The following is a 21,455-nucleotide window of genomic DNA, read 5'->3' as shown; positions in this document are numbered from 1 at the left end:
GATCCATAGGGAAGCGCCATTGTTGAAATCCGCTGGGCACGGACAAGGAAGAAGCATGAATAGTGCGGCGTCTCGATCGGGAAGATGGGTAGACATTGCAAACCCGACCAGGTTCCTCGACCTGGCGGGAAGATTGTTGCCATGGCTGGCAGGCCTGTCCACACTCGCGCTTCTGGCCGGGCTTTGGATGTCGTTTCAGGCACCGGACGACTACCAGCAGGGATCGACGGTCAAGATCATGTTCATCCACGTGCCTTTCGCCTGGCTGTCGATGATGTGCTACACGATCATGACGCTGGCCGCGCTTGGAACGCTGGTGTGGCGGCATCCGCTCGCCGATGTATCCGCCAAGGCGGCCGCGCCGATCGGCGCCGTCTTCACGGCGCTTGCTCTCATCACCGGCTCGCTCTGGGGCAAGCCGATGTGGGGAACATGGTGGGTCTGGGATGCGCGGCTGACCTCGGTTTTCGTCCTGTTCCTGATGTATCTCGGCATCATCGCACTCAACCGGGCCATGGACGACGCAGCCAAGGCGGCGCGGGCGACAGCCATCATCACGCTGGTCGGGTTCATCAATATCCCGATCATCAAGTTCTCGGTGGACTGGTGGAACACGCTGCATCAGCCCGCCTCGGTCCTGCGGGCGGGCGGCTCGACGATCGATGGTTCGATGCTGCGGCCCCTGCTGGTGATGGCGCTCGGCTTCACCCTGCTTTTCTTCACGCTGCATATGATGGCGATGCGCAACGAGATCTGGCGCCGCCGCATCACCGCCATGCGCCGGATCGCCGCGCGCGGTGCCGAACGGGGGCCGGCAGAATGATGGACAGCCATACAGCTTTCGTCGCCGCCTCCTATGCCGCCGCTGCCCTGGCGCTTGCCGGGCTTGTTGGCTGGATAGTGCTCGACCAGCGCATCCAGAAGCGCGCCATGCGCGATCTGGAGTCGCGCGGCGTGCGCCGTCGCTCCGAATCCAAGGCGGACAAGAAATCGTGACCGAGCAGCAATCAGTGCAAGTGCCCGCACGGCGGCGCAGGCTTTTCGTCGCCTTGCTCCCACTCATCATCTTTGGGCTTCTTGCCGCGATCTTCGCATTGCAGCTCGCGTCGGGCCGGGATGAATCGGTCATTCCGTCCGCCTTGATCGGCAAGCCCGCACCCAATGTGTCGCTGGCGCCGGTTCCGGGGTTGACGAAGAACGGATCGCCGCTGCCCGGTATCGATCCCGCCGCCTTCAAGGGCAAGATCACCCTGGTCAACGTCTTCGGTTCATGGTGCGTGCCCTGCCGGGCGGAGCATCCGTTCCTGATGCGGCTCGCAGGCGACGAGCGGATCACGCTCATTGGACTTAACTACAAGGACAAGGCGGAGAACGCCGCGAGTTTCCTTGGAGAACTGGGCAACCCCTTCGCCGCGGTGGGAGCCGATACGGATGGCCGCGCCGCAATAGAATGGGGCGTCTATGGTGTGCCGGAGACCTTCCTCGTCGGGCCCGACGGCACCATCCTCTACAAGCATGTCGGGCCGTTCACCGAACGGAGCATCGCGGCCGAACTCATGCCGGCCATCGAGGCGGCGCTGAAGGCCAATTGAGTATCAGCCGGCCTTGTCGCCCGTTGCCGGCTGATCCGCCGCGTGTTTCATGATCAGCGGCATTTGCGCGAATGTGAACAGGAGCGTGATGGGCATGGTGCCCCAGACCTTGAACGCCACCCAGAAATCGGTCGAAAAGCTGCGCCAGACAACCTCGTTCAGGATCGCGAGGAAGAGGAAGAACACGCCCCAGCGCATGGTGAGCTTGCGCCAGCCTTCGGCATCGAGCTTGAAGGCGCTATCGAAGACATAGCCGAGCAGCGCCTTGCCGAAATAGAGCCCGCCCAGGAGGATGACGCCGAAAAGCGTGTTCACGATCGTCGGCTTCATCTTGATGAATGTCTCATTGTGCAGCCAGAGCGTCAGCGCGCCGAAAACCAGCACCACGATACCGGATACGAGCGGCATGATCGGCAGGCTGCGGATGAGAATCCATGATGCCAGCAAGGCTATGGCGGTCGCCGCCATGAAGGCGGCGGTTGCCAGGAAAATGGGTCCGCCGATGGCGGCCAGCGCGGGAACGCGCTCTATCAGCCATTCGCCGCGGGCATTGGCAAAGAAGAAGACCATCAGCGGGCCGAGTTCCAGCACCAGCTTCACCAGCGGATTGATCTGCTTGTGTGCGGGATCGGACGGATCGCGTTCGAATACCGATTCTTCCATCATGCAACTCCTGCAATGGCCTTGGCGAAATCCTGCGCCGCGAAAGGCTCGAGATCATCGACCTGTTCGCCGACGCCAATGAAATATACGGGCAATTTATGCTTCGCGGAAATGGCAACCAGGATGCCGCCTCTGGCGGTGCCGTCGAGCTTGGTCATGACCAGGCCGTTGACGCCGGCGACATTGCGGAAGATCTCGACCTGGTTCAGCGCGTTCTGGCCGGTGGTGGCATCGAGCGTCTGCAGCACTGTATGCGGCGCTTCCGGATCATGCTTGCCGAGCACGCGCACGATCTTTGCCAGTTCGTCCATCAGTTCCGCCCGGTTCTGCAGGCGGCCGGCGGTATCGATGATGAGCACGTCGCTGCCCGCTTCCTTCGCCTGCTGCCAGGCGTCGAATGCCAGGCCGGCCGCATCCGCGCCGAGCTTCGATGAAACGACGGGCGAGCCGGTGCGCTGGCCCCAGATATGCAATTGCTCGATGGCGGCCGCGCGGAACGTGTCGCCTGCCGCCAGCATGACATTGAGTCCGCCCGCGGTCAGTTTCGCCGCAAGCTTGCCGATCGTCGTGGTCTTGCCCGTACCGTTGACGCCGACGACAAGGATGACGTGCGGCTTGTGCGAGAGATCGAGCTCGAGCGGCTGTGCCACCGGCGCCAGCACCTTTTCGATTTCACTCGCCATGATCGTGCGCACCTCGTCGGTGCCGATATCCTTGCCGTAGCGTGTCGCACTCAGGGCGCCGGTGATGCGGATCGCCGTCTCCATGCCGAGATCGGCCTGGATCAGGACATCTTCGAGGTCCTGCAGCGTATCCTCATCGAGCTTGCGCCGCGTGAATATCCCGCCAATGGAGTCGCCAAGCTGCTGCGAGGAGCGCGACAGGCCCTTGCGCAGGCGTTCGAACCACGAGAGCCGCTTTTCCGCCGGTGCGGGCGCCGGCTCTTCCTCGCGCTTGGCCTCGACGGTCTTGGCCACCGTTACCTTGGGCGATCCTGTTGCCTTGGGCGAGACGGGCTTTACCGGCTGCGGCAATGGAGGCTGTTCGACGGGCTCTGGCTCTGGCGCGGGTGGCTCGGGCGCCGCCTCTTCAAGGCGTGCCGGTTGCTCGTCCTGTTCGGGCTGGGCCTGGGGCTGGTGGGACTCTTCATCCGCTGCGCTTGCCGGGATGTCCGGTTCCGGCGCGGCTGTTTCTACCGGGGGCGGTGGCGATTCCGGGACAATGGAGGGTTTGGGGGCGGGTTCCGGTGCCGAATCCGCTTCGTGCTTCGCTTCTGCCGCAACGGGTTCGCTATCCTCGGGCTCGGGAAGCTCAATCGGCTCCTCGACGACAGGCTGCGATTCCGGCAGGATCTCCGGCTCGTCCGGCTCTGGCTCGGGTTCGGGAGCGATCGCCTCGGGCGAAGCCTCCGGCTCAGGCTCGACGGCCACCGCGGCGGGCTGCGGCTCCAGGCTTTCGACCGGCGTGGAACCGGCCTCGGGCTCCCATTCGGCGAGCACCGCCTCTTCGGGGATTTCTTCGACCTCTTTCTTGCCGAAAGAGAATATCTTCTTGATGAAACCGAGAGCCATGAATGCCGTTTTTTCTCGTTATTATGCTGCGCGAAGGTCTTGGGCAGCGGTCAGAAGTTTGTCGCCATCATGGCCGGTCACAAGCCGTTCGACGATCGTTCCCGCGACGCCCGTATCGATGCCTGCGAGAGTGAAACCCGCTGTGCGGCCAATGCCTTCGCGTTCGACAAGTATCTTCTGCCTGGTCCCCACCAATGTGTCGAGATGGTTCGCATAGGCCCTGTCCCCGGCCGCCCGCAGGCGCGCTGCACGCTCCTTCACGGCCCGGCGGTCGACTTGCGGCATACGGGCCGCAGGCGTGCCCTTGCGCGGACTGAAGGGGAATACGTGCAGGTGGGTGAGGCCGCATTCCTCGACGATGCCGATGGAGTTCTCGAACATTTCATCCGTCTCGGTCGGGAAGCCCGCAATGATATCGGCGCCGAATACGATGTCGGGACGCAATGCCCGTACCGCATGGCAGAATTCGATCGAATCCTCGCGAAGATGACGCCGTTTCATCCGCTTCAATATCATGTTGTCGCCGGATTGCAGCGACAGATGCAGATGCGGCATCAGCCGATGCTCATTGGCGATGGCCTCCATGAGGTCTTCGTCGGTCTCGATCGAGTCGATGGAGGAAAGCCGCAGCCGTTCGAGATCGGGCACTTCCTTCAGCACCGTCTTCACCAGTTTTCCCAGCCGCAGGGAGCCCGGAAGGTCGGGCCCGTAGCTGGTCATGTCCACGCCCGTCAGCACGACCTCGCGATAGCCATTGCCGACCAGCCGCTTGACCTGATCGACCACGCCGCCCATCGGCACCGAGCGCGAATTTCCGCGGCCATAGGGGATGATGCAGAACGTGCAGCGATGGTCGCAGCCATTCTGCACCTGGACGAAGGCACGCGCGCGGCCCTCGATGGCGTCCACCATGTGCGATGCGGTCTCGCGCACCTCCATGATGTCGTTGACGCGGACCTTTTCGAACTGGTTGACGCCGAAATCCGGCAGCATCCGGTAGGAATTGGATTTCAGTTTCTCTTCATTGCCGAGAACGAGATCGACTTCCTCCATGGCGGCAAAATCGTCGGCCTCGGTCTGCGCAGCGCAGCCGGTGACGATGATGCGTGCCTCGGGATTGTCACGCCTGGCCTTGCGTATGGCCTGCCGAGCCTGGCGGACGGCCTCGCTCGTGACAGCGCATGTGTTGAAGATGATGGCGCCATCCTTCAGCGCACCAAGGCCGGCGGCGTCGGCTTCGCGCTTCATGACCTCCGATTCGTAGGTGTTCAGCCTGCACCCGAATGTGACGACGTCGACTGCCATCACGCTGCTCCAAGCGCGGCGCCATCGCGCTGCCAGGCTCCGGTTTCGGGATCGAATTCACCGGCAAACTCCCATTCGGCCGGCCCGGTCATCAGGACATGGTCGTCCTCCAACCATTCGATGATCAGTGGCCCGCCGGGGACGGTGACCGTGACGGCGCGCTCCGTCCGGTCGGTTCTGGCGGCTGCTACCGCCGCGGCGCAGGCCGCGGAGCCGCAGGCGCGCGTCAGTCCGGCGCCGCGCTCCCAGGTGCGCAGGGTTATGGCATTGCGGCTCGTTACATGCGCGATCGAGATGTTGGCGCGCTCCGGAAAGACCGGGTGGTTTTCGAGCAGGGGACCGAATTTCTCCAGATCATAGGTCCAGACGTCGTCCTCGACCCAGAATATCGCATGCGGATTGCCCATGCTGACTGCCGAGGGGGAGTGAAGGACCGGGGCATCTATCGGCCCGATCTGCAATTCGATGCTGCGCGTATCATCAAAGGGTTCAGCCAGCGGTATTTCCTGCCAGTCGAAGCGGGGCATCCCCATATCGACCGAAATCTGCCCGTCGGCGTGCTCGCGCGCGGTCAAGATCCCGGCGATCGTCTCAAAGGTGAATTCGCGCCGTTCCGTCTCGGTTGCAAGAACCTGCACCACGCAACGCATGCCATTGCCGCAGGCCTGGGCCATCGTGCCATCGGAATTGATGATCTCGACATAGGCGTCGGTTCCGGCCGTGCGAGAACCGTATATCGCCATGATCTGATCGAACTTCGTCGCCGGATCGCCGTTCAGCGCGATTGCAGCGCGCGGCGTGATACGATCGGCGCGACCGCGCATATCGGCAACGATGATTTCGTTGCCGAGACCGTTCATTTTCGCAAAGGCTGCGCGCATTGCCATCGTGCCGGATCCTGCTTTGTAGGGCTTTCGGGCACTATATGGCGGAAAAGCTGCGAAATTGCCAGTCCCGAGGACCAGGCAGGCCGATCAATGCGGCTCATGCGCATCGGCAACGCCGCGCAGCCAGTATCCGGCCGCCTTGATCCATTCGTCCTTGAAGCTGCGCTCGCTCACGAGATGCGCCCTTACGGCTTTCGACATGCTGCTTTCGCCGGCAATGAACGCATAGCAATCGCCATCGGGAAGCTCGGCCGCCTTGATCGCGTCGAGCAGCAAGCCGTTATTGCCGGGCTCCTGCCCGTCGCGGTGCAGCCAATGGATGTCGACCGACGCGCTGGACCGGATGACCTGCTCCTCGTCCTTGCCGGCCACTTCGATAAAGGCGATCGCCCGCGCCGTCGATGGCAGTTCCTCCAGCCGCCGACCGATCGCCGGAAGCGCCGTTTCGTCGCCCGCCAGCAGATACCAGTCGAAATCGTCGGGTACGATGAGCGACCCGCGCGGCCCGCCAATCACGATCTTTTGTCCGACCCTTGCCTGTGCTGCCCAGGTGGAGGCGGGTCCGTCGCCGTGAAGCACGAAATCGACGTCCAATGTCCGCCGCCGCGGATCATGGTAGCGCGGCGTATAATCCCGCATCTCCGGGCGAGGGACGCCTGCCGGGAAAGTCAGTCCTTCCGGACCGAGGACCGGAACGATGATGTCCTCACCGGCCTGAGGGAAGAACACCTTGATATGGTCGCCATGGCCGGGACTGGCGAAGCCTTCGAGATCATCGCCGCCGAGCGTGATGCGAAGCATGAGCGGGGTCACCGGCCGAACCGAGACCACTTCCAATATGCGCAGGCGGGTTTCATGGCGGATGCGTTGGGGAGATTTATTCATGAGTGTCATGTTCAACAAATATACCTCTGTGGCTGCAAGTCAACGGCGCTCATGGCTGGAAACGGCAGTCGCGTGCTGCCGGGCGGTCACTAATACTTTATTCACCTTGACGGGTTTATTGTCGTTAACGAGAAGGGGGCCGATGCGCGATTTGCCGGCTGCGACTGTGACGATATTGCCATGGTAGCGCCGTTTATCGCGGTTCTAATGGCCCCAAGGCCTGCAAACGACCGCTTTCTCCGCCCGCCCGGGTTGAGAAATTCGCTTGGATCGCATTGTATCGGCCGGATCGACCGGAATCACGTTCCAGACTTTAAGACTATGCAGATGGAGAACTGAGGTTATGGGGACTTTAAAAGTCAATTTGCTTGCGATCGCAGCCGTTGGCGTCGTTCTGGCGGGATGCCAGAGCTCGCGGGTGGACGATTCGCAGGGCATGCCGTCAGCCCCGGCGCCCTTGCAGCCGGCGCCATCCGGTTCGGTCAGCCAGAGCCAACTTCCGCCTCCTGGCCAGTTTCCGACCGCGCCGACGACCGGCGCCGCGGCAGCACCCGGCGGCGCCCAGCCTGGCACGCAGGTCGCAGCCTTGCCGCCGGAAAATGCGCCGGACATCACCGCCAGCAGCGTTGCCGGCGTCTGGAACGCCTCGATGGGTGGCCAGAGCTGCAAGATCGCCACGCCGCAGACGAAATTCGGCCAGGGCTATCGCGCCGGTCCGCTGCGTTGCCCGGGCGAACTTGCCAATCTCTCCTCCTGGTCGGTCAGCGGCAAGCAGCTCGTACTTTACGATGCAGCCGGCGGCACCGTGGCGCGGCTCTACTCCTCCGGCGGATCCCGCTTCGACGGGCAGACGTCGGGCGGCCAGAATCTGAGCCTTTCGCGCTAGTGCGGTGGAATTGAAATACGCCTCACTTTGGCGGCAGGGGCCGGAGCGCCCGTTTCGTTAGATTCCGGGCAGACCGCACGCCTGAGGTGCTACCAGCATGTCGCATGACAATCTGAAGCTTTATCCTTCCGTGCGCGAGCGCTACGACGCGCTTGCGCAAGCGGGAGACATCACCGCCGATCCTGCGCAAAGAGCGCTGGCGGCACGGTTCGACAAGCTCATTTCCGATGTCGCGACCCGGCGGGTGGCGACGAAATCCAGCGCGCTCGGCTGGTTGTTCAGCCGCCGTTCGCCCCGCCACGAGACCATCAAGGGGCTTTACGTCCATGGCGAAGTCGGCCGCGGCAAGACCATGCTCATGGACATGTTCCATGAGCTCGTGCCGGTGAAGCGCAAGCGGCGGGCGCATTTCCTCGATTTCATGGCCGATGTCCATGAGCGCATCAATGCCCATCGGCAGGCGCTCAAAAACGGCGAAACCAAGCAGGACGATCCGATTCCTCCCGTCGCAGACGCACTCGCCAACCAGGCCTGGGTGCTGTGCTTCGATGAATTCACGGTGACGGATATAGCCGATGCGATGATCCTCTCGCGCCTGTTCCGCGCGCTGTTCGAACGAGGCGTGGTACTGGTCGCGACATCCAACGTCCAGCCGGACAATCTCTATCGCGACGGCCTGAACCGCCAGTTGTTTCTTCCTTTCGTGGATATTCTCAAGCAGCACGTCGACGTGGTCGATCTCGATGCCCGCACCGACTACAGGCTCGAGAAGCTCAATCGCATGCCGGTCTATCTGCATCCGCTGAACGACGAGACTTCCCGCAAGATGGAAAAAGCGTGGAATGCCGTGGCAGAAGGTGCGGACGTCGCGGAAGACCATGTGACCGTCAAGGGCCGGACCGTGACGATACCGCGTGCGGTGCGCGGCGCGGCGCGCTTTTCCTTCGCCGATCTCTGCTCCAAGCCGCTCGGGGCCAGCGATTATGCGGCGATCGTCGAACGCTACAAGACGATTTTCATCGATGGCGTGCCGGTGCTCGATCATGCGCGCCGCAACGAGGCCAAGCGGTTCATCATTCTCGTCGATATCCTCTATGACCAGCATGTGCATGTGGTCATCACCGCCGCCGAGGCTCCCGACAAGCTTTACAGCGCAAAAAGTGGCACCGAGGCGTTCGAATTCGATCGCACTGCCTCCCGCCTGTTCGAAATGCAGAGCGAGGAGTATCTGCAGGGCGCGGCCGGGGCGGAGCAGCAGCCCGGTTGAAGCCTCTGCCGACGGTGGCGCCAACTGGTATCGCGCACGAGCCCGACGGCAAAAGCAAGGGCGGAAGACGCGGCCGCAAATCCGGCATTTCTTCATAAAGCTGACATGGTTCAGGGCCAGAATGAAGCTGAGTTTTGTCGTGGAAACGTAAAAATCTCTTACGTTTACGTAAATCCCATCAAATCTAAACGATTGAAATAATTGGGCTGAAAATTTTCGGTTGAGTTATTTTTGAAAGAGGCATATTCGAACGTCCCAACGCAGGGGCATATGGTGACAAGTTGCCTATGGCATTCTTGATACCGTCCTTTGGCGTCCGTCAAGACTTCAGATCAAGGAAGCAATCAGAATGGCACGTAACAAAATCGCCCTCATCGGTTCAGGTATGATCGGTGGCACGCTCGCACATCTGATCGGGCTCAAGGAGCTCGGTGACATTGTCCTGTTCGATATCGCAGAAGGTGTGCCTCAGGGTAAGGGGCTGGACATCGCCCAGTCTTCGCCGGTTGATGATTTCGACGCCAAGCTTGTCGGCGCCAATGAATATTCCGCCATCGAAGGCGCGGATGTCGTCATCGTGACGGCCGGCGTGCCCCGCAAGCCCGGCATGAGCCGCGACGACCTTCTCGGCATCAACCTGAAGGTCATGGAACAGGTCGGCGCCGGCATCAAGAAATATGCACCGAACGCCTTCGTCATCTGCATCACCAATCCGCTGGACGCCATGGTATGGGCCCTGCAGAAGTTCTCCGGCCTGCCCAAGAACATGGTCGTCGGCATGGCCGGCGTGCTCGACAGCGCGCGGTTCCGCTATTTCCTCGCCGATGAGTTCAAGGTCTCGGTGGAAGACGTCACGGCATTCGTTCTCGGCGGCCATGGCGATTCGATGGTGCCGCTGGCCCGCTATTCCACGGTTGCCGGCATTCCGCTGCCGGATCTCGTCAAGATGGGCTGGACGAGCCAGGAAAAGCTCGACCAGATCATCCAGCGTACGCGTGATGGCGGCGCGGAGATCGTTGGCCTGCTCAAGACCGGCTCCGCCTTTTACGCGCCGGCTTCTTCGGCGATCCAGATGGCCGAGGCCTATCTGAAGGACAAGAAGCGCGTTCTTCCTGTCGCCGCGCATCTGTCCGGCCAGTATGGCGTCAAGGACATGTATGTCGGCGTGCCGGTGGTCATCGGTGCAGGCGGTGTCGAGCGCGTCATCGAGATCGACCTGAACAAGACGGAGCAGAAGCAGTTCGAGGCCTCCGTGGCGTCGGTCGCCGGGCTCTGCGAAGCATGCGTCAATATCGCGCCGAACCTCAAGTAATTCTGCCAGGGACAATTCTGAAACGATCCGGCGCCAATCCGCTTCGGATTATTCGTAGAGGAACTACCATATGAACATTCACGAATATCAGGCCAAGCGTCTGCTGCACACCTTCGGTGCGCCGATTGCCAATGGCGTTGCCGTCTACTCGGTCGAGCAGGCGGAAGAATGGGCCAAGACCCTTCCCGGGCCGCTCTATGTCGTCAAGAGCCAGATTCATGCTGGTGGCCGCGGCAAGGGCAAGTTCAAGGAACTCGGCCCGGATGCCAAGGGTGGCGTACGCCTCGCGAAATCCGTGGAGGATGTCGTCGCCAATGCCAGGGAAATGCTCGGCAATACGTTGGTGACCAAGCAGACCGGCCCGGCCGGGAAGCAGGTAAACCGCCTCTACATCGAGGACGGCGCCGATATCGATCGTGAACTCTATCTGTCGATCCTCGTCGATCGCGCAGTCGGCAGGCCTTCCTTCGTGGTTTCGACCGAGGGCGGCATGGATATCGAGGCTGTCGCCCACGATACGCCGGAGAAGATCGTCACCGTTGCCATCGATCCCGAAAAGGGCGTGACGGCAGAGGATGCCGCCAAGATCTGCGACGCCTACGGGCTGACCGGCGAAGCGCGCACGGACGGCGAAACGCTGTTCCCGATCCTCTACAAGGCCTTCACCGAGAAGGACATGAGCCTGCTCGAGGTCAATCCGCTCATCGTGATGACCAATGGCCGCCTGCGCGTCCTCGATGCGAAAGTATCGTTCGACGGCAATGCGCTGTTCCGCCACCCGGACGTCGTCGAACTGCGCGACACGACCGAGGAGGACGACAAGGAGATCGAAGCTTCCAAGTACGATCTCGCCTATGTCGCGCTCGACGGCAATATCGGCTGCATGGTCAATGGCGCCGGACTTGCCATGGCGACCATGGACATCATCAAGCTCTACGGCGCCGAGCCTGCGAACTTCCTCGACGTTGGCGGCGGCGCCAGCAAGGAGAAGGTGACGGCGGCCTTCAAGATCATCACGGCAGACCCTGCCGTCGAAGGCATCCTGATCAATATTTTCGGCGGCATCATGAAATGCGACGTGATCGCCGAAGGCGTGATCGCGGCCGTCAAGGAAGTGGGCCTGAAGGTTCCGCTGGTGGTGCGCCTCGAGGGCACCAATGCGGAACTCGGAAAGAAGATCATCAATGAGAGCGGCCTCAACGTCGTTTCCGCCGATGATCTCGATGACGCCGCCCAGAAGATCGTCAAGGCAGTGAAGGGAAGCTAAGGCATGTCTATTCTCGTCAACAAAGACACCAAAGTTCTCGTTCAGGGCCTTACGGGCAAGACCGGAACTTTCCACACCGAACAGGCGCTTGCCTATTACGGCACGCAGATGGTTGGCGGCATCCATCCGAAAAAGGGTGGCGAGACGTGGGAAGGGCAGTTGCCGACCGGCTCCGGCGCCCAGCTTCCGATCTTTGCTACCGTCGCGGAAGGCAAGGACCGGACTGGCGCCAATGCCTCCGTCATCTATGTGCCGCCGGCAGGCGCCGCCGAAGCGATCATCGAGGCGATCGAAGCGGAAATCCCGCTGATCATCTGCATCACCGAGGGCATCCCGGTGCTGGACATGGTTCGCGTCAAGGCGCGTCTCGACCGGTCGAGCTCCCGCCTGATCGGGCCGAACTGCCCGGGCGTCCTGACGCCGGAGGAATGCAAGATCGGCATCATGCCGGGCAATATCTTCAAGAAGGGTTCCGTGGGTGTTGTATCCCGCTCGGGGACGCTTACCTATGAAGCTGTGTTCCAGACGACGAATGAAGGCCTTGGCCAGACGACGGCCGTCGGTATCGGCGGCGATCCGGTGAAGGGTACGGAATTTATCGATGTGCTCGAAATGTTCCTCGCCGACGACGAAACCAAGTCGATCATCATGATCGGCGAGATCGGCGGCTCGGCCGAAGAAGAAGCGGCGCAGTTCCTCGCCGACGAGGCGAAGCGCGGCCGCAAGAAGCCGATGGCAGGCTTCATCGCTGGCCGCACGGCGCCTCCCGGCCGCACCATGGGCCATGCCGGCGCCGTCATTTCCGGCGGCAAGGGTGGCGCGGAAGACAAGATCGCGGCCATGGAGGCAGCGGGCATCCGCGTATCGCCTTCGCCGGCGCAGCTTGGCAAGACACTGGTCGAAGTCCTCAAGGGCTGAGACGACGGGCGCAAGCCCTGACAGACGAGAAGTGTGACGGGGCGACAGGCGCCCCTCACGATCCACGGGGCCAGAGCGGCCTCAACCCGAGCGACGCCGGAGTGGCGGTGCGCTCATATCAAGGGAGACGGAGCGAGTACTCCGGTCACAAATATGGCACGGCAAGAACAGGCCAACGATCTATTTGCCCTCACATCATTTCTATATGGCGGCAACGCCCACTATATCGAGGAACTTCACGCGCAATATGAGCAGGACCCATCGTCGGTCGATGCGGAATGGCGCGAGTTCTTCGCAAACCTGAACGACAGCAAGGACGACGTCATCAAGAACGCCAAGGGCGCTTCCTGGGAGAAGTCGAACTGGCCGATCGCCGGCAATGGCGAACTCGTTTCCGCTCTCGACGGCAATTGGGGCGAAGTCGAGAAGCACATTACCGACAAGCTCAAGGCGAAAGCCAATGGCGCGGCTGCGACGAACGGCGCCACCGCGCCAGCTGCTGCCGTCACCGATTCCGATATCATCCATGCCGCTCGCGATTCCGTGCGCGCCATCATGATGATACGCGCCTACCGCATGCGCGGCCATCTGCACGCCAAGCTCGATCCGCTTGGCCTGGCGGAGGTCAAGGAAGACTATAACGAGCTGTCACCGGAGAGCTATGGCTTCTCGCCGGCGGATTACGACCGCAAGATCTTCATCGACAACGTGCTCGGCCTCGAATATGCGACCATCCCGCAGATGCTCGACATATTGAAGCGCACCTATTGTTCGACCATCGGCGTCGAGTTCATGCATATTTCCGATCCGGTCGAGAAATCCTGGATCCAGGAGCGGATCGAAGGCCCGGACAAGGGCGTGGCCTTCACCGCCGAGGGCAAGAAGGCGATCCTGTCGAAGCTGATCGAGGCGGAAGGCTTCGAGCAGTTCATCGACGTGAAGTACAAGGGCACCAAGCGCTTCGGCCTCGATGGCGCGGAATCGCTCATTCCGGCGCTCGAGCAGATCGTCAAGCGCGGCGGATCGATGGGCCTGAAGGAGATTGTCCTCGGCATGGCCCATCGCGGCCGCCTCAATGTGCTCAGCCAGTTCATGGGCAAGCCGCACCGGGCGATCTTCCATGAGTTCAAGGGCGGCTCCTACGCCCCTGACGACGTGGAGGGCTCCGGCGACGTCAAGTACCATCTCGGCGCTTCGTCGGATCGCGAGTTCGACGGCAACAAGGTGCATCTGTCGCTGACCGCCAACCCTTCGCATCTCGAGATCGTCAATCCGGTCGTCATGGGCAAGGCCCGCGCCAAGCAGGATCTGCTTGCCGGCCGCCAGCGTGACGAGGTGCTGCCGCTTTCCGAGCGCGCCAAGATCATGCCGCTGCTGCTGCATGGCGATGCCGCCTTCGCCGGCCAGGGCGTGGTCGCCGAGTGTCTCGGTCTTTCGGGCCTGCGTGGCCATCGTGTCGCCGGTACGGTACATTTCATCATCAACAACCAGATCGGCTTCACCACGAACCCGCGGTTCTCGCGTTCGTCGCCCTATCCGTCCGATGTCGCGAAGATGATCGAGGCGCCGATCTTCCACGTCAATGGCGATGATCCGGAAGCCGTGGTCTATGTCGCCAAGATCGCCACGGAATACCGGATGACGTTCCACAAGCCCGTGGTCATCGACATGTTCTGCTATCGCCGCTTCGGCCATAATGAGGGCGACGAGCCGGCGTTCACGCAGCCGCTGATGTACAAGACCATTCGCGGCCAGAAGACGACGGTTCAGCTCTATTCGTCCAAGCTGATCGAGGAAGGCCTGATCACCGAGGCGGAAATCGAGAAGGTACGCGCTACCTGGCGCGAGAGCCTCGAGCAGGAATTCGAAGCGGGCCAGCATTACAAGCCCAACAAGGCCGACTGGCTGGATGGTGCCTGGAGCGGACTGCGCACGGCGGACAATGCTGACGAGCAGCGCCGGGGCAAGACCGGCCTGCCACTGAAGACTGTCAAGGAGATCGGCAAGAAGCTCGCCGAGGTTCCCGCGGGCTTCAACGTGCACCGCACGATACAGCGCTTCCAGGACAACCGCGCCAAGATGATCGATAGCGGTGAAGGCTTCGATTGGGCCATGGCCGAGGCGCTTGCCTTCGGTTCGCTGGTCAGCGAGGGGCATCCGGTGCGCCTGTCCGGCCAGGATGTGGAGCGCGGAACGTTCAGCCAGCGGCATTCGGTGCTCTACGACCAGGAATCCGAGCAGCGCTATATTCCGCTCAACAACCTCCAGAAGGGCCAGGCGCTCTACGAAGTCGTCAATTCGATGCTTTCGGAAGAGGCGGTTCTCGGCTTCGAATATGGCTACTCGCTGTCGGACCCGCGTGCGCTCACGCTGTGGGAAGCCCAGTTCGGCGATTTCGCCAATGGCGCGCAGGTCGTGTTCGACCAGTTCATCTCGTCCGGCGAACGCAAATGGCTGCGCATGTCCGGTCTGGTCTGCCTCCTGCCGCACGGCTATGAGGGCCAGGGGCCGGAGCATTCGTCGGCTCGCCTCGAGCGTTATCTCCAGCTTTGCGCCGAAGACAATATGCAGGTGGCGAACTGCACGACGCCTGCGAACTATTTCCATATCCTGCGCCGGCAGATGAAGCGCGACTTCCGCAAGCCGCTGATCCTGATGACGCCGAAATCACTGCTCCGCCACAAGCGGGCTGTATCCTCCATTGGCGATTTCACCGGCGATTCGTCGTTCCATCGCCTGCTTTGGGACGATGCCCAGCTTCTGAAGGACCAGCCGATAAAGCTGCAGAAGGATTCGAAGATCCGCCGTGTCGTTCTCTGCTCGGGCAAGGTCTATTACGACCTCTACGAGGAGCGCGAGAAGCGCGGCATCGACGATGTCTACCTGCTGCGAGTCGAGCAGCTCTATCCATTCCCGGCCAAGGCCCTGATCACCGAACTGTCCCGCTTCCGCAATGCGGAGATGGTCTGGTGCCAGGAAGAGCCGAAGAACATGGGCGCCTGGGCGTTCATCGACCCCTACCTGGAATGGGTGCTCGCTCATATCGACGCCAAGCATCAGCGGGTCCGTTACACCGGACGCCCGGCGGCCGCATCGACGGCGACGGGCCTGATGTCCAAACACCTTGCACAACTCGAAGCATTCCTCGAAGATGCTTTGGGTTCCTAATCAGTCAAGAAGATCAACGGAAGAGCGATAAAATGGCAACCGAAATCCGCGTCCCCACGCTGGGCGAATCCGTTTCCGAGGCGACCATTGGCAAATGGTTCAAGAAGGTCGGCGATGCTATCGCGGTCGATGAGCCGCTGGTGGAACTCGAAACCGACAAGGTGACGATCGAAGTTCCGGCAGCTGCCGCAGGCTCGCTGGCGGAAATCGCGGCCAAGGAAGGCGATACGGTCGAAGTGGGCGCGCTGCTCGGAATGATCGGCGAGGGCGACGGTGCGCCGGCCGCCAAGGAAGCTCCCAAGCAGGAACAAGCAAAGCCCGACGCCACGGCGCAGGCGAGCGGCCCGGCTTCGGCAGGCTCGACCAAGGAAGCGGAGAAAAAGACCGCCGATGTCGCCGGGGAGCCGGCGATAAGCGAGCGCAAGGGCGGCGACATGCCGGCTTCGCCCGCCGCCTCGAAGATCCTGGCCGAAAAAGGCATTGCCACCTCCCAGGTCGAAGGTTCGGGCAAGCGCGGACAGGTGCTCAAGGGCGACGTGCTCGACGCCGTGTCCAAGGGCATCACGTCCCAGCCTGCGGCCGAAGCGCCGAAGGCCGTGGCCCGTCCGGCATCTTCGGAGGAGGATGCAGGCCGCGAGGAGCGGGTGAAGATGACCCGCCTGCGCCAGACGATCGCGCGGCGGCTCAAGGACGCGCAGAACAGCGCTGCCATGCTGACCACCTATAATGAGGTGGACATGTCGGCGGTCATGGATCTGCGCAGCCGCTACAAGGACATTTTCGAGAAGAAGCATGGCGTAAAGCTCGGCTTCATGGGCTTCTTCACCAAGGCAGTTACGCATGCGCTGAAGGAAATCCCGGCGGTCAATGCCGAGATCGATGGCACGGACATCATCTACAAGAACTTCGCGCATGTCGGCGTTGCAGTCGGCACCGACAAGGGCCTCGTCGTCCCGGTCGTGCGCAATGCGGACCAGATGTCCATCGCCGGGGTCGAGAAGGAAATCGGCCGTCTCGGCAAGGCGGCGCGCGATGGCGCGCTTTCCATGGCCGACATGCAGGGCGGGACGTTCACGATTTCGAATGGCGGCGTCTATGGGTCGCTGATGTCGTCGCCGATCCTCAATGCACCGCAGTCGGGCATCCTCGGCATGCACAAGATCCAGGAGCGCCCGGTCGTCGTTGGCGGCCAGATCGTCATCCGCCCGATGATGTACCTGGCGCTGAGCTATGATCACCGCATTGTCGACGGCAAGGAAGCCGTCACCTTCCTCGTGCGGGTGAAGGAAAGCCTGGAAGATCCCGAGCGCCTGGTGCTCGATCTTTAAGGGCCATGATCGATGAAGGGACCGGGTCCAGCAGCTGCCGCAATCATTGCTATCGGCACGATGCTGTCCGGTCCTTCTTTTGCTGCCTGCACCCAGGACCGCGCGATCTATGCGGATGCGGATGATCGCTACACCCTGACATTCCAGCGGCAGGCGGGCGACAGTGCGGAAAACCTGGCGAGCGAGTTCCTCCTGAAGGACGGCGAGAGCCAGCTGCAGCTGAGCGGGGTCGTCATGCGCGAGGGCGCCGCGTCCCGCCCGCAGGCCGCATTGATGCATGACTGCCCTTCCGGCGATGCAACAGGCGCCGAGCTTGCCGCCTGCACGGTCTGGCAAGGCGTTATCTACGGTTTGAAGGAAGGCGCCGATGCCGAACTGCTGCCGCGTGCGGCGGAACCCGCGGCGCAGGCCGTACTCCTGCCGGATCTCGCGGGAACGGCAGCCGGTTTCGACTTCAAGCTCGACAAACCGCTCGGAGCCATGCCGCCGGATGTCTACCGGTTCAAGGAATGCGGGCCGAACAGTGAAAACGAATGAGAACAAAGGAATGAAACATGGCATATGACGTTGTCGTTATCGGATCCGGCCCCGGCGGCTATGTTTGCGCTATCAAGGCAGCGCAGCTCGGGTTGAAGACAGCCGTTGTCGAAAAGCGTGCCACATTCGGTGGCACTTGCCTCAATATCGGCTGCATCCCCTCAAAGGCGCTGCTCCACGCTTCGGAAGTGTTTCACGAGGCGGGCCATTCCCATGCGGCGCTCGGCGTCGAAGTCGGCACGCCGAAGCTCAACCTCAAGGCCATGCTCGGCCACAAGGACGCAACCGTGGAAGCCAATGTCAACGGCGTGGCCTTCCTGTTCAAGAAGAACAAGATCGATACGTTCCGCGGCACCGGCAAGGTGCTGGCAGCTGGAAAGGTCGCGGTGACCTCCGAGGACGGCAAGGTCGAGGAAATCGAAACCAAGAACATCGTCATCGCGACGGGTTCGGATGTCGCCGGCATCCCGGGCGTCGAGGTTGCCTTTGATGAAAAGACGATCATCTCGTCCACCGGCGCGCTGGAACTTTCCGCGGTCCCGGAAAATCTCGTCGTCGTCGGTGGCGGCGTCATCGGACTGGAACTCGGTTCCGTCTGGGCGCGCCTCGGCGCGAAGGTGACTGTCGTCGAATTCCTGGACAAGATCCTCGGGCCGATGGATGGCGAAGTCTCCAAGCAGTTCCAGCGCATGCTGGAAAAGCAGGGATTGGCGTTCAAGCTCGGCGCGAAGGTCACGGGCGTCAAGAAGTCGGACAAGGGTGCGACGGTGACGTTCGAGCCGGTAAAGGGCGGAGACGCCGAAACGATCGAAGCCGACGTGGTGCTCGTGTCGACCGGCCGCAAGCCTTATACGGACGGGGCCGGGCTGAAGGAAGCTGGCGTCGAGGTCGACGATCGCGGCCGTGTTGCGATCGACGATCATTGGCAGACCAATGTTCCGGGCATCTACGCGATCGGCGATGTCGTGAAGGGCGCGATGCTGGCGCACAAGGCCGAAGACGAGGGTATCGCGGTCGCTGAAATTCTCGCGGGGCAGGCCGGACATGTCAATTACGACGCCATCCCGAGCGTCGTCTACACCCAACCGGAAGTGGCATCGGTCGGCAAGACCGAGGAGGAGTTGAAGGCCGCAGGCGTCGAGTACAAGGTCGGCAAATTCCCCTTCACTGCCAATGGACGCGCGCGGGCCATGCTCCATACCGACGGCTTCGTCAAGATACTGGCCGACAAGGCCAGCGACCGCGTTCTGGGCGTTCACATTCTTGGCTATGGTGCCGGTGAAATGATCCACGAGGCCACGGTGCTCATGGAATTCGGTGGTTCATCCGAAGATCTGGCGCGCACCACCCATGCGCACCCGACAATGTCCGAGGCGGTACGCGAAGCCGCGCTGGCGACTTTCGCGAAGCCTATACATATGTAGCAGAGGGCCCGAGCAGGTCGGGCCTCAAGTCTATTGAGCTGGTGCCGGTGTCGAAGGAGCCGGCGCCGGGTCTGCTGGCGACGTCGAGGCTGGCGGCGTAGCCGGAGCCGTGTCGGTTGCAGGTGCCGTCGGAGCAGGCGCGTTCATTTCGGAACTGCCGCTCATGAAGTAATAGCCCGCTATGACCAGCGCAGCGATCAGGATACCGGCGATCAGATAGGTTCCGCCGCTGCTCCTTGTCGGCGTGACCGGTGCATTCGGATTGGCGGGGTCCGCCGGGTCCGAATTCAAAGGCCTGTTCTGCAAGTTGGGATCGTACGTCATTTGATGTCCTCCATGCTTGCGATCTTGGGGGACAACGGTTGCTGACGGGCAAAGTTCCAGTCTTCCCATGTCCGCAGCGCTGCTACTGCGGCGTAACCTGGTAGTTTCGTTGCTGCAGAAGCGCGATCAGCCCCTTTTCTCCCGGCAGGTGCAAGGCGCCGATTGCGATGAAGGCATTTCCGCGGTCAATGATCGGCATTGCGCGTTCCACCATGGTCGCGTTGCGCGTCGTGATCAGCTTTTGTTCAAAATTGGCATAATCCGCGTCGTCCAGAGCCCCTTCGCGGGATACGGAGCGCATCAGCGGCATGATCATGCCTGTATCGCCTCGCGTGTAGAGGATCGTCATCGTTTCAAAGAGATCATCGATTCTGGGCCCGAGGGCGATGAGCTCGACGAGGCTGCCGACGTGAAACCGCACGGGGAGCGCGGCCATGACCTGCAACTGGTCCTTCATGGTCTCGAGCCCGGCCAGCTTTTGCCCGCGGCTCAAAGCGTCCTGCGCCAGCTGGAGATCGAGAAAGGCGGCGCCGCCTTTCTTCCGGGCCAGTTCGCATGCCGGGAGCGCAAGGACGCTGGTCAATACCCATGGCTGCATCCTGTTGACACTGCCGAGCGGCATGCCGCGTTTGGCCAGGCCAGCCCTGACGGCCTCCAGTTGATCCTGTGGCAGCAGTCTTTCCAATGTGCTCCCCGCCGGCAGCATCATAAGGTCCGGCTCCTCGGCCATCAGGCGCAAGGGCGCTTTCGGATCGACGATTTCATCCGTTTCGATCACGACCGTGTCGGCCTTGGTGTAGGCATCCAGCGCGGCGGCAGGAAGCGCCAGAACCCGTGGATCCGTCAGATGCATGGTTCCGTAAAGATAGGAGGCTGCGATGCCGGGTTTTTCGATCTTCCAGAAGATGCCTTTGCCGTTGGCGATCGTGGCCGCTTCCCTGCGAAGGGCCTCCAGCCCGGCGGGATCGCTCGTCGCCATCTCGGCCAGCAGATCCTTGCCGGTGCAATCCGCAGCCCGGGCCCGGGTCACGGGAATTGCGACAGCAAGCCAGCAGAAGAACACCAGCCAGCCTAGATAAGCGAGAAGCCGCAGGGCAATATCCGCGATGCGGTCGATGTAGGGACTGGCGGGCTGCGTCATGCTCGTGGATGCGCCTTCTCATAGATTTCGAGCAGCCTGTCGGTATCGACGCCCGTATAGACCTGGGTGGTCGAAAGGCTGGCATGGCCAAGAAGCTCCTGGATAGTCCGCAGATCGCCGCCCCTGCCGAGCAGATGGGTGGCGAAGGAGTGGCGCAGGGCGTGCGGCGTCGCCGTGTCCGGCAGACCGAGCGCGCCGCGCATCTTCTGCATTTCCCGCTGGATGATGGCCGGCTGCAAGGGACCGCCGCGGCTGCCGCGGAAAAGCGGCTTGCCCGCTTCCAGATGGTAGGGGCAGAGCCGGCGATATTCGGCGACGGCGCGGTGGACGATCGGCAGGAGCGGTACCATCCTGGTCTTGCCGCCCTTGCCGGCGATCGGAATGGAGCGTTCGTCCGGGGCCGTCAGCGCGGCGCCGTCCAGCCCCAGCGCCTCAGAAATGCGCAGGCCGCAGCCATAGAGCAGCGTGAAGACGGCGGCATTGCGCGCCGCGATCCATGGTTCCTCGCTCAATTGCTCGTGCTGTTCGACGACCCGGCGCGCATCGATGGCCGAAAGCGGCTTCGGCAGGGATTTCGGCTGCCGCGGCGCGCGCATGGCGATCGAAGCGGCCGCGTTGGCCATGCCTTTCTTCTCCAGGTGGCGCAGGAACGACCTGATGCCCGCCAATCCACGCCCCAATGTGCGCGGACCGGCGCCATCATTGCGGCGGCGGGCGAGATAGGAGCGCAGGTCGGCGATGCGCAGGGACGAGACATCGCGCAGCGAAGGCGGCTCGCCGAGATGGCCGGTGAGGAACATGAAGAATTGCCGCGTGTCCCGCTCATAGGCTTCCAGTGTATTGACGGCCAGCCGGCGTGTATTCTTCAGCGATTTGAGCCACTCCTCGCGGGCATCGATCAGATCGGCGCGCGCGGATACGAGAAATTCCCCAGCCTGCGATTGGGTACCCATGTCGGTGTTTTCCTTTTGAGCGTCCAT

At 62.1% G+C, this 21,455-nt stretch carries 20 protein-coding genes; 12 read left to right on the top strand and 8 right to left on the bottom strand.

The annotated features are described in order from the left end of the window. Positions 1 to 55 precede the first annotated feature (55 nt). The 3 genes from OSJ75_RS06405 to OSJ75_RS06395 are packed head-to-tail and all read left to right on the top strand — an operon-like array spanning position 56 to position 1,592. A complete protein-coding gene (locus OSJ75_RS06405; protein WP_267227286.1) occupies positions 56 to 823 on the top strand; it encodes a heme ABC transporter permease in 768 nt (255 codons plus the stop codon). Then, complete coding sequence (gene ccmD / locus OSJ75_RS06400) at positions 820 to 996, top strand: heme exporter protein CcmD (RefSeq protein WP_323748428.1); 177 nt, start codon at positions 820 to 822, stop codon at positions 994 to 996. The genes OSJ75_RS06405 and ccmD overlap by 4 nt, the downstream gene beginning before the upstream one ends. After that, positions 993 to 1,592 (top strand): DsbE family thiol:disulfide interchange protein, encoded by a 600-nt coding sequence (locus tag OSJ75_RS06395; protein ID WP_267227285.1) that lies wholly within the window; start codon positions 993 to 995, stop codon positions 1,590 to 1,592. Before ccmD ends, OSJ75_RS06395 begins: the two co-directional genes overlap by 4 nt. Before the next feature lie 3 nt (positions 1,593 to 1,595). Here OSJ75_RS06395 and OSJ75_RS06390 read toward each other — a convergent pair whose 3' ends face one another. From OSJ75_RS06390 to OSJ75_RS06370, 5 genes are all read right to left on the bottom strand, one after another. After that, a complete protein-coding gene (locus OSJ75_RS06390; RefSeq protein WP_250016411.1) occupies positions 1,596 to 2,255 on the bottom strand; it encodes a septation protein A in 660 nt (219 codons plus the stop codon). Beyond that, positions 2,255 to 3,826: a signal recognition particle-docking protein FtsY gene (ftsY, locus tag OSJ75_RS06385; RefSeq protein WP_267227284.1), complete on the bottom strand. Its 1,572-nt coding sequence runs from the start codon at positions 3,824 to 3,826 to the stop codon at positions 2,255 to 2,257. The genes OSJ75_RS06390 and ftsY overlap by 1 nt, the downstream gene beginning before the upstream one ends. A 21-nt stretch (positions 3,827 to 3,847) precedes the next feature. Beyond that, complete coding sequence (gene mtaB / locus OSJ75_RS06380; protein ID WP_267227283.1) at positions 3,848 to 5,131, bottom strand: tRNA (N(6)-L-threonylcarbamoyladenosine(37)-C(2))-methylthiotransferase MtaB; 1,284 nt, start codon at positions 5,129 to 5,131, stop codon at positions 3,848 to 3,850. Then, the gene (dapF, locus tag OSJ75_RS06375) at positions 5,131 to 6,018 is read right to left on the bottom strand and encodes a diaminopimelate epimerase (protein WP_267227282.1); all 888 of its coding nucleotides are present in this window, start codon (positions 6,016 to 6,018) and stop codon (positions 5,131 to 5,133) included. Before dapF ends, mtaB begins: the two co-directional genes overlap by 1 nt. An 87-nt stretch (positions 6,019 to 6,105) precedes the next feature. Then, positions 6,106 to 6,912, bottom strand: a complete 807-nt coding sequence (locus tag OSJ75_RS06370) for a siderophore-interacting protein (protein ID WP_267227281.1) — start codon at positions 6,910 to 6,912, stop codon at positions 6,106 to 6,108. A 334-nt stretch (positions 6,913 to 7,246) separates the two neighbouring features. On the opposite strand from OSJ75_RS06370, the gene OSJ75_RS06365 reads away from it, so the two are divergent. The 9 genes from OSJ75_RS06365 to lpdA all read left to right on the top strand — a co-directional run bounded on the left by OSJ75_RS06365 (position 7,247) and on the right by lpdA (position 19,010). Further along, the gene (locus OSJ75_RS06365) at positions 7,247 to 7,789 is read left to right on the top strand and encodes a protease inhibitor Inh/omp19 family protein (protein ID WP_250016434.1); all 543 of its coding nucleotides are present in this window, start codon (positions 7,247 to 7,249) and stop codon (positions 7,787 to 7,789) included. 97 nt (positions 7,790 to 7,886) lie between these two features. Continuing rightward, positions 7,887 to 9,056: a cell division protein ZapE gene (zapE, locus tag OSJ75_RS06360; RefSeq protein WP_267227280.1), complete on the top strand. Its 1,170-nt coding sequence runs from the start codon at positions 7,887 to 7,889 to the stop codon at positions 9,054 to 9,056. Between the two features lie 349 nt (positions 9,057 to 9,405). Further along, entirely contained in the window at positions 9,406 to 10,368 is a 963-nt protein-coding gene (gene mdh / locus OSJ75_RS06355; protein WP_250016441.1) for a malate dehydrogenase, read from the top strand. Positions 10,369 to 10,438: 70 nt separating this feature from the next. Continuing rightward, positions 10,439 to 11,635, top strand: a complete 1,197-nt coding sequence (gene sucC / locus OSJ75_RS06350; RefSeq protein WP_250016443.1) for an ADP-forming succinate--CoA ligase subunit beta — start codon at positions 10,439 to 10,441, stop codon at positions 11,633 to 11,635. Between the two features lie 3 nt (positions 11,636 to 11,638). Beyond that, positions 11,639 to 12,553, top strand: a complete 915-nt coding sequence (sucD, locus tag OSJ75_RS06345) for a succinate--CoA ligase subunit alpha (protein ID WP_250016446.1) — start codon at positions 11,639 to 11,641, stop codon at positions 12,551 to 12,553. Positions 12,554 to 12,706: 153 nt separating this feature from the next. After that, the gene (locus tag OSJ75_RS06340) at positions 12,707 to 15,721 is read left to right on the top strand and encodes a 2-oxoglutarate dehydrogenase E1 component (RefSeq protein ID WP_267227279.1); all 3,015 of its coding nucleotides are present in this window, start codon (positions 12,707 to 12,709) and stop codon (positions 15,719 to 15,721) included. 32 nt (positions 15,722 to 15,753) lie between these two features. Continuing rightward, positions 15,754 to 17,049, top strand: coding sequence for a 2-oxoglutarate dehydrogenase complex dihydrolipoyllysine-residue succinyltransferase (gene odhB / locus OSJ75_RS06335; RefSeq protein WP_267227278.1), 1,296 nt, complete (start codon positions 15,754 to 15,756; stop codon positions 17,047 to 17,049). 12 nt (positions 17,050 to 17,061) lie between these two features. Further along, entirely contained in the window at positions 17,062 to 17,586 is a 525-nt protein-coding gene (locus OSJ75_RS06330; RefSeq protein WP_267227277.1) for a hypothetical protein, read from the top strand. A 17-nt stretch (positions 17,587 to 17,603) separates the two neighbouring features. Beyond that, positions 17,604 to 19,010, top strand: coding sequence for a dihydrolipoyl dehydrogenase (gene lpdA, locus OSJ75_RS06325; protein WP_267227276.1), 1,407 nt, complete (start codon positions 17,604 to 17,606; stop codon positions 19,008 to 19,010). Positions 19,011 to 19,040: 30 nt separating this feature from the next. On the opposite strand, the gene OSJ75_RS06320 is transcribed toward lpdA, so the two are convergent. The 3 genes from OSJ75_RS06320 to OSJ75_RS06310 all read right to left on the bottom strand — a co-directional run bounded on the left by OSJ75_RS06320 (position 19,041) and on the right by OSJ75_RS06310 (position 21,428). Next, positions 19,041 to 19,334, bottom strand: a complete 294-nt coding sequence (locus OSJ75_RS06320) for a hypothetical protein (RefSeq protein ID WP_250016470.1) — start codon at positions 19,332 to 19,334, stop codon at positions 19,041 to 19,043. Positions 19,335 to 19,416: 82 nt separating this feature from the next. After that, positions 19,417 to 20,475, bottom strand: coding sequence for a TraB/GumN family protein (locus OSJ75_RS06315; RefSeq protein WP_267227275.1), 1,059 nt, complete (start codon positions 20,473 to 20,475; stop codon positions 19,417 to 19,419). After that, complete coding sequence (locus OSJ75_RS06310; RefSeq protein ID WP_267227274.1) at positions 20,472 to 21,428, bottom strand: tyrosine recombinase XerC; 957 nt, start codon at positions 21,426 to 21,428, stop codon at positions 20,472 to 20,474. Before OSJ75_RS06310 ends, OSJ75_RS06315 begins: the two co-directional genes overlap by 4 nt. Between the last annotated feature and the right edge of the window lie 27 nt (positions 21,429 to 21,455).

The organism is Phyllobacterium sp. 0TCS1.6A (assembly GCF_026420825.1).
Taxonomy (GTDB): domain Bacteria; phylum Pseudomonadota; class Alphaproteobacteria; order Rhizobiales; family Rhizobiaceae; genus Phyllobacterium.
Note: the sequence above shows the minus strand (reverse complement) of the source record. Positions and strands in the feature narration are given on the sequence as shown.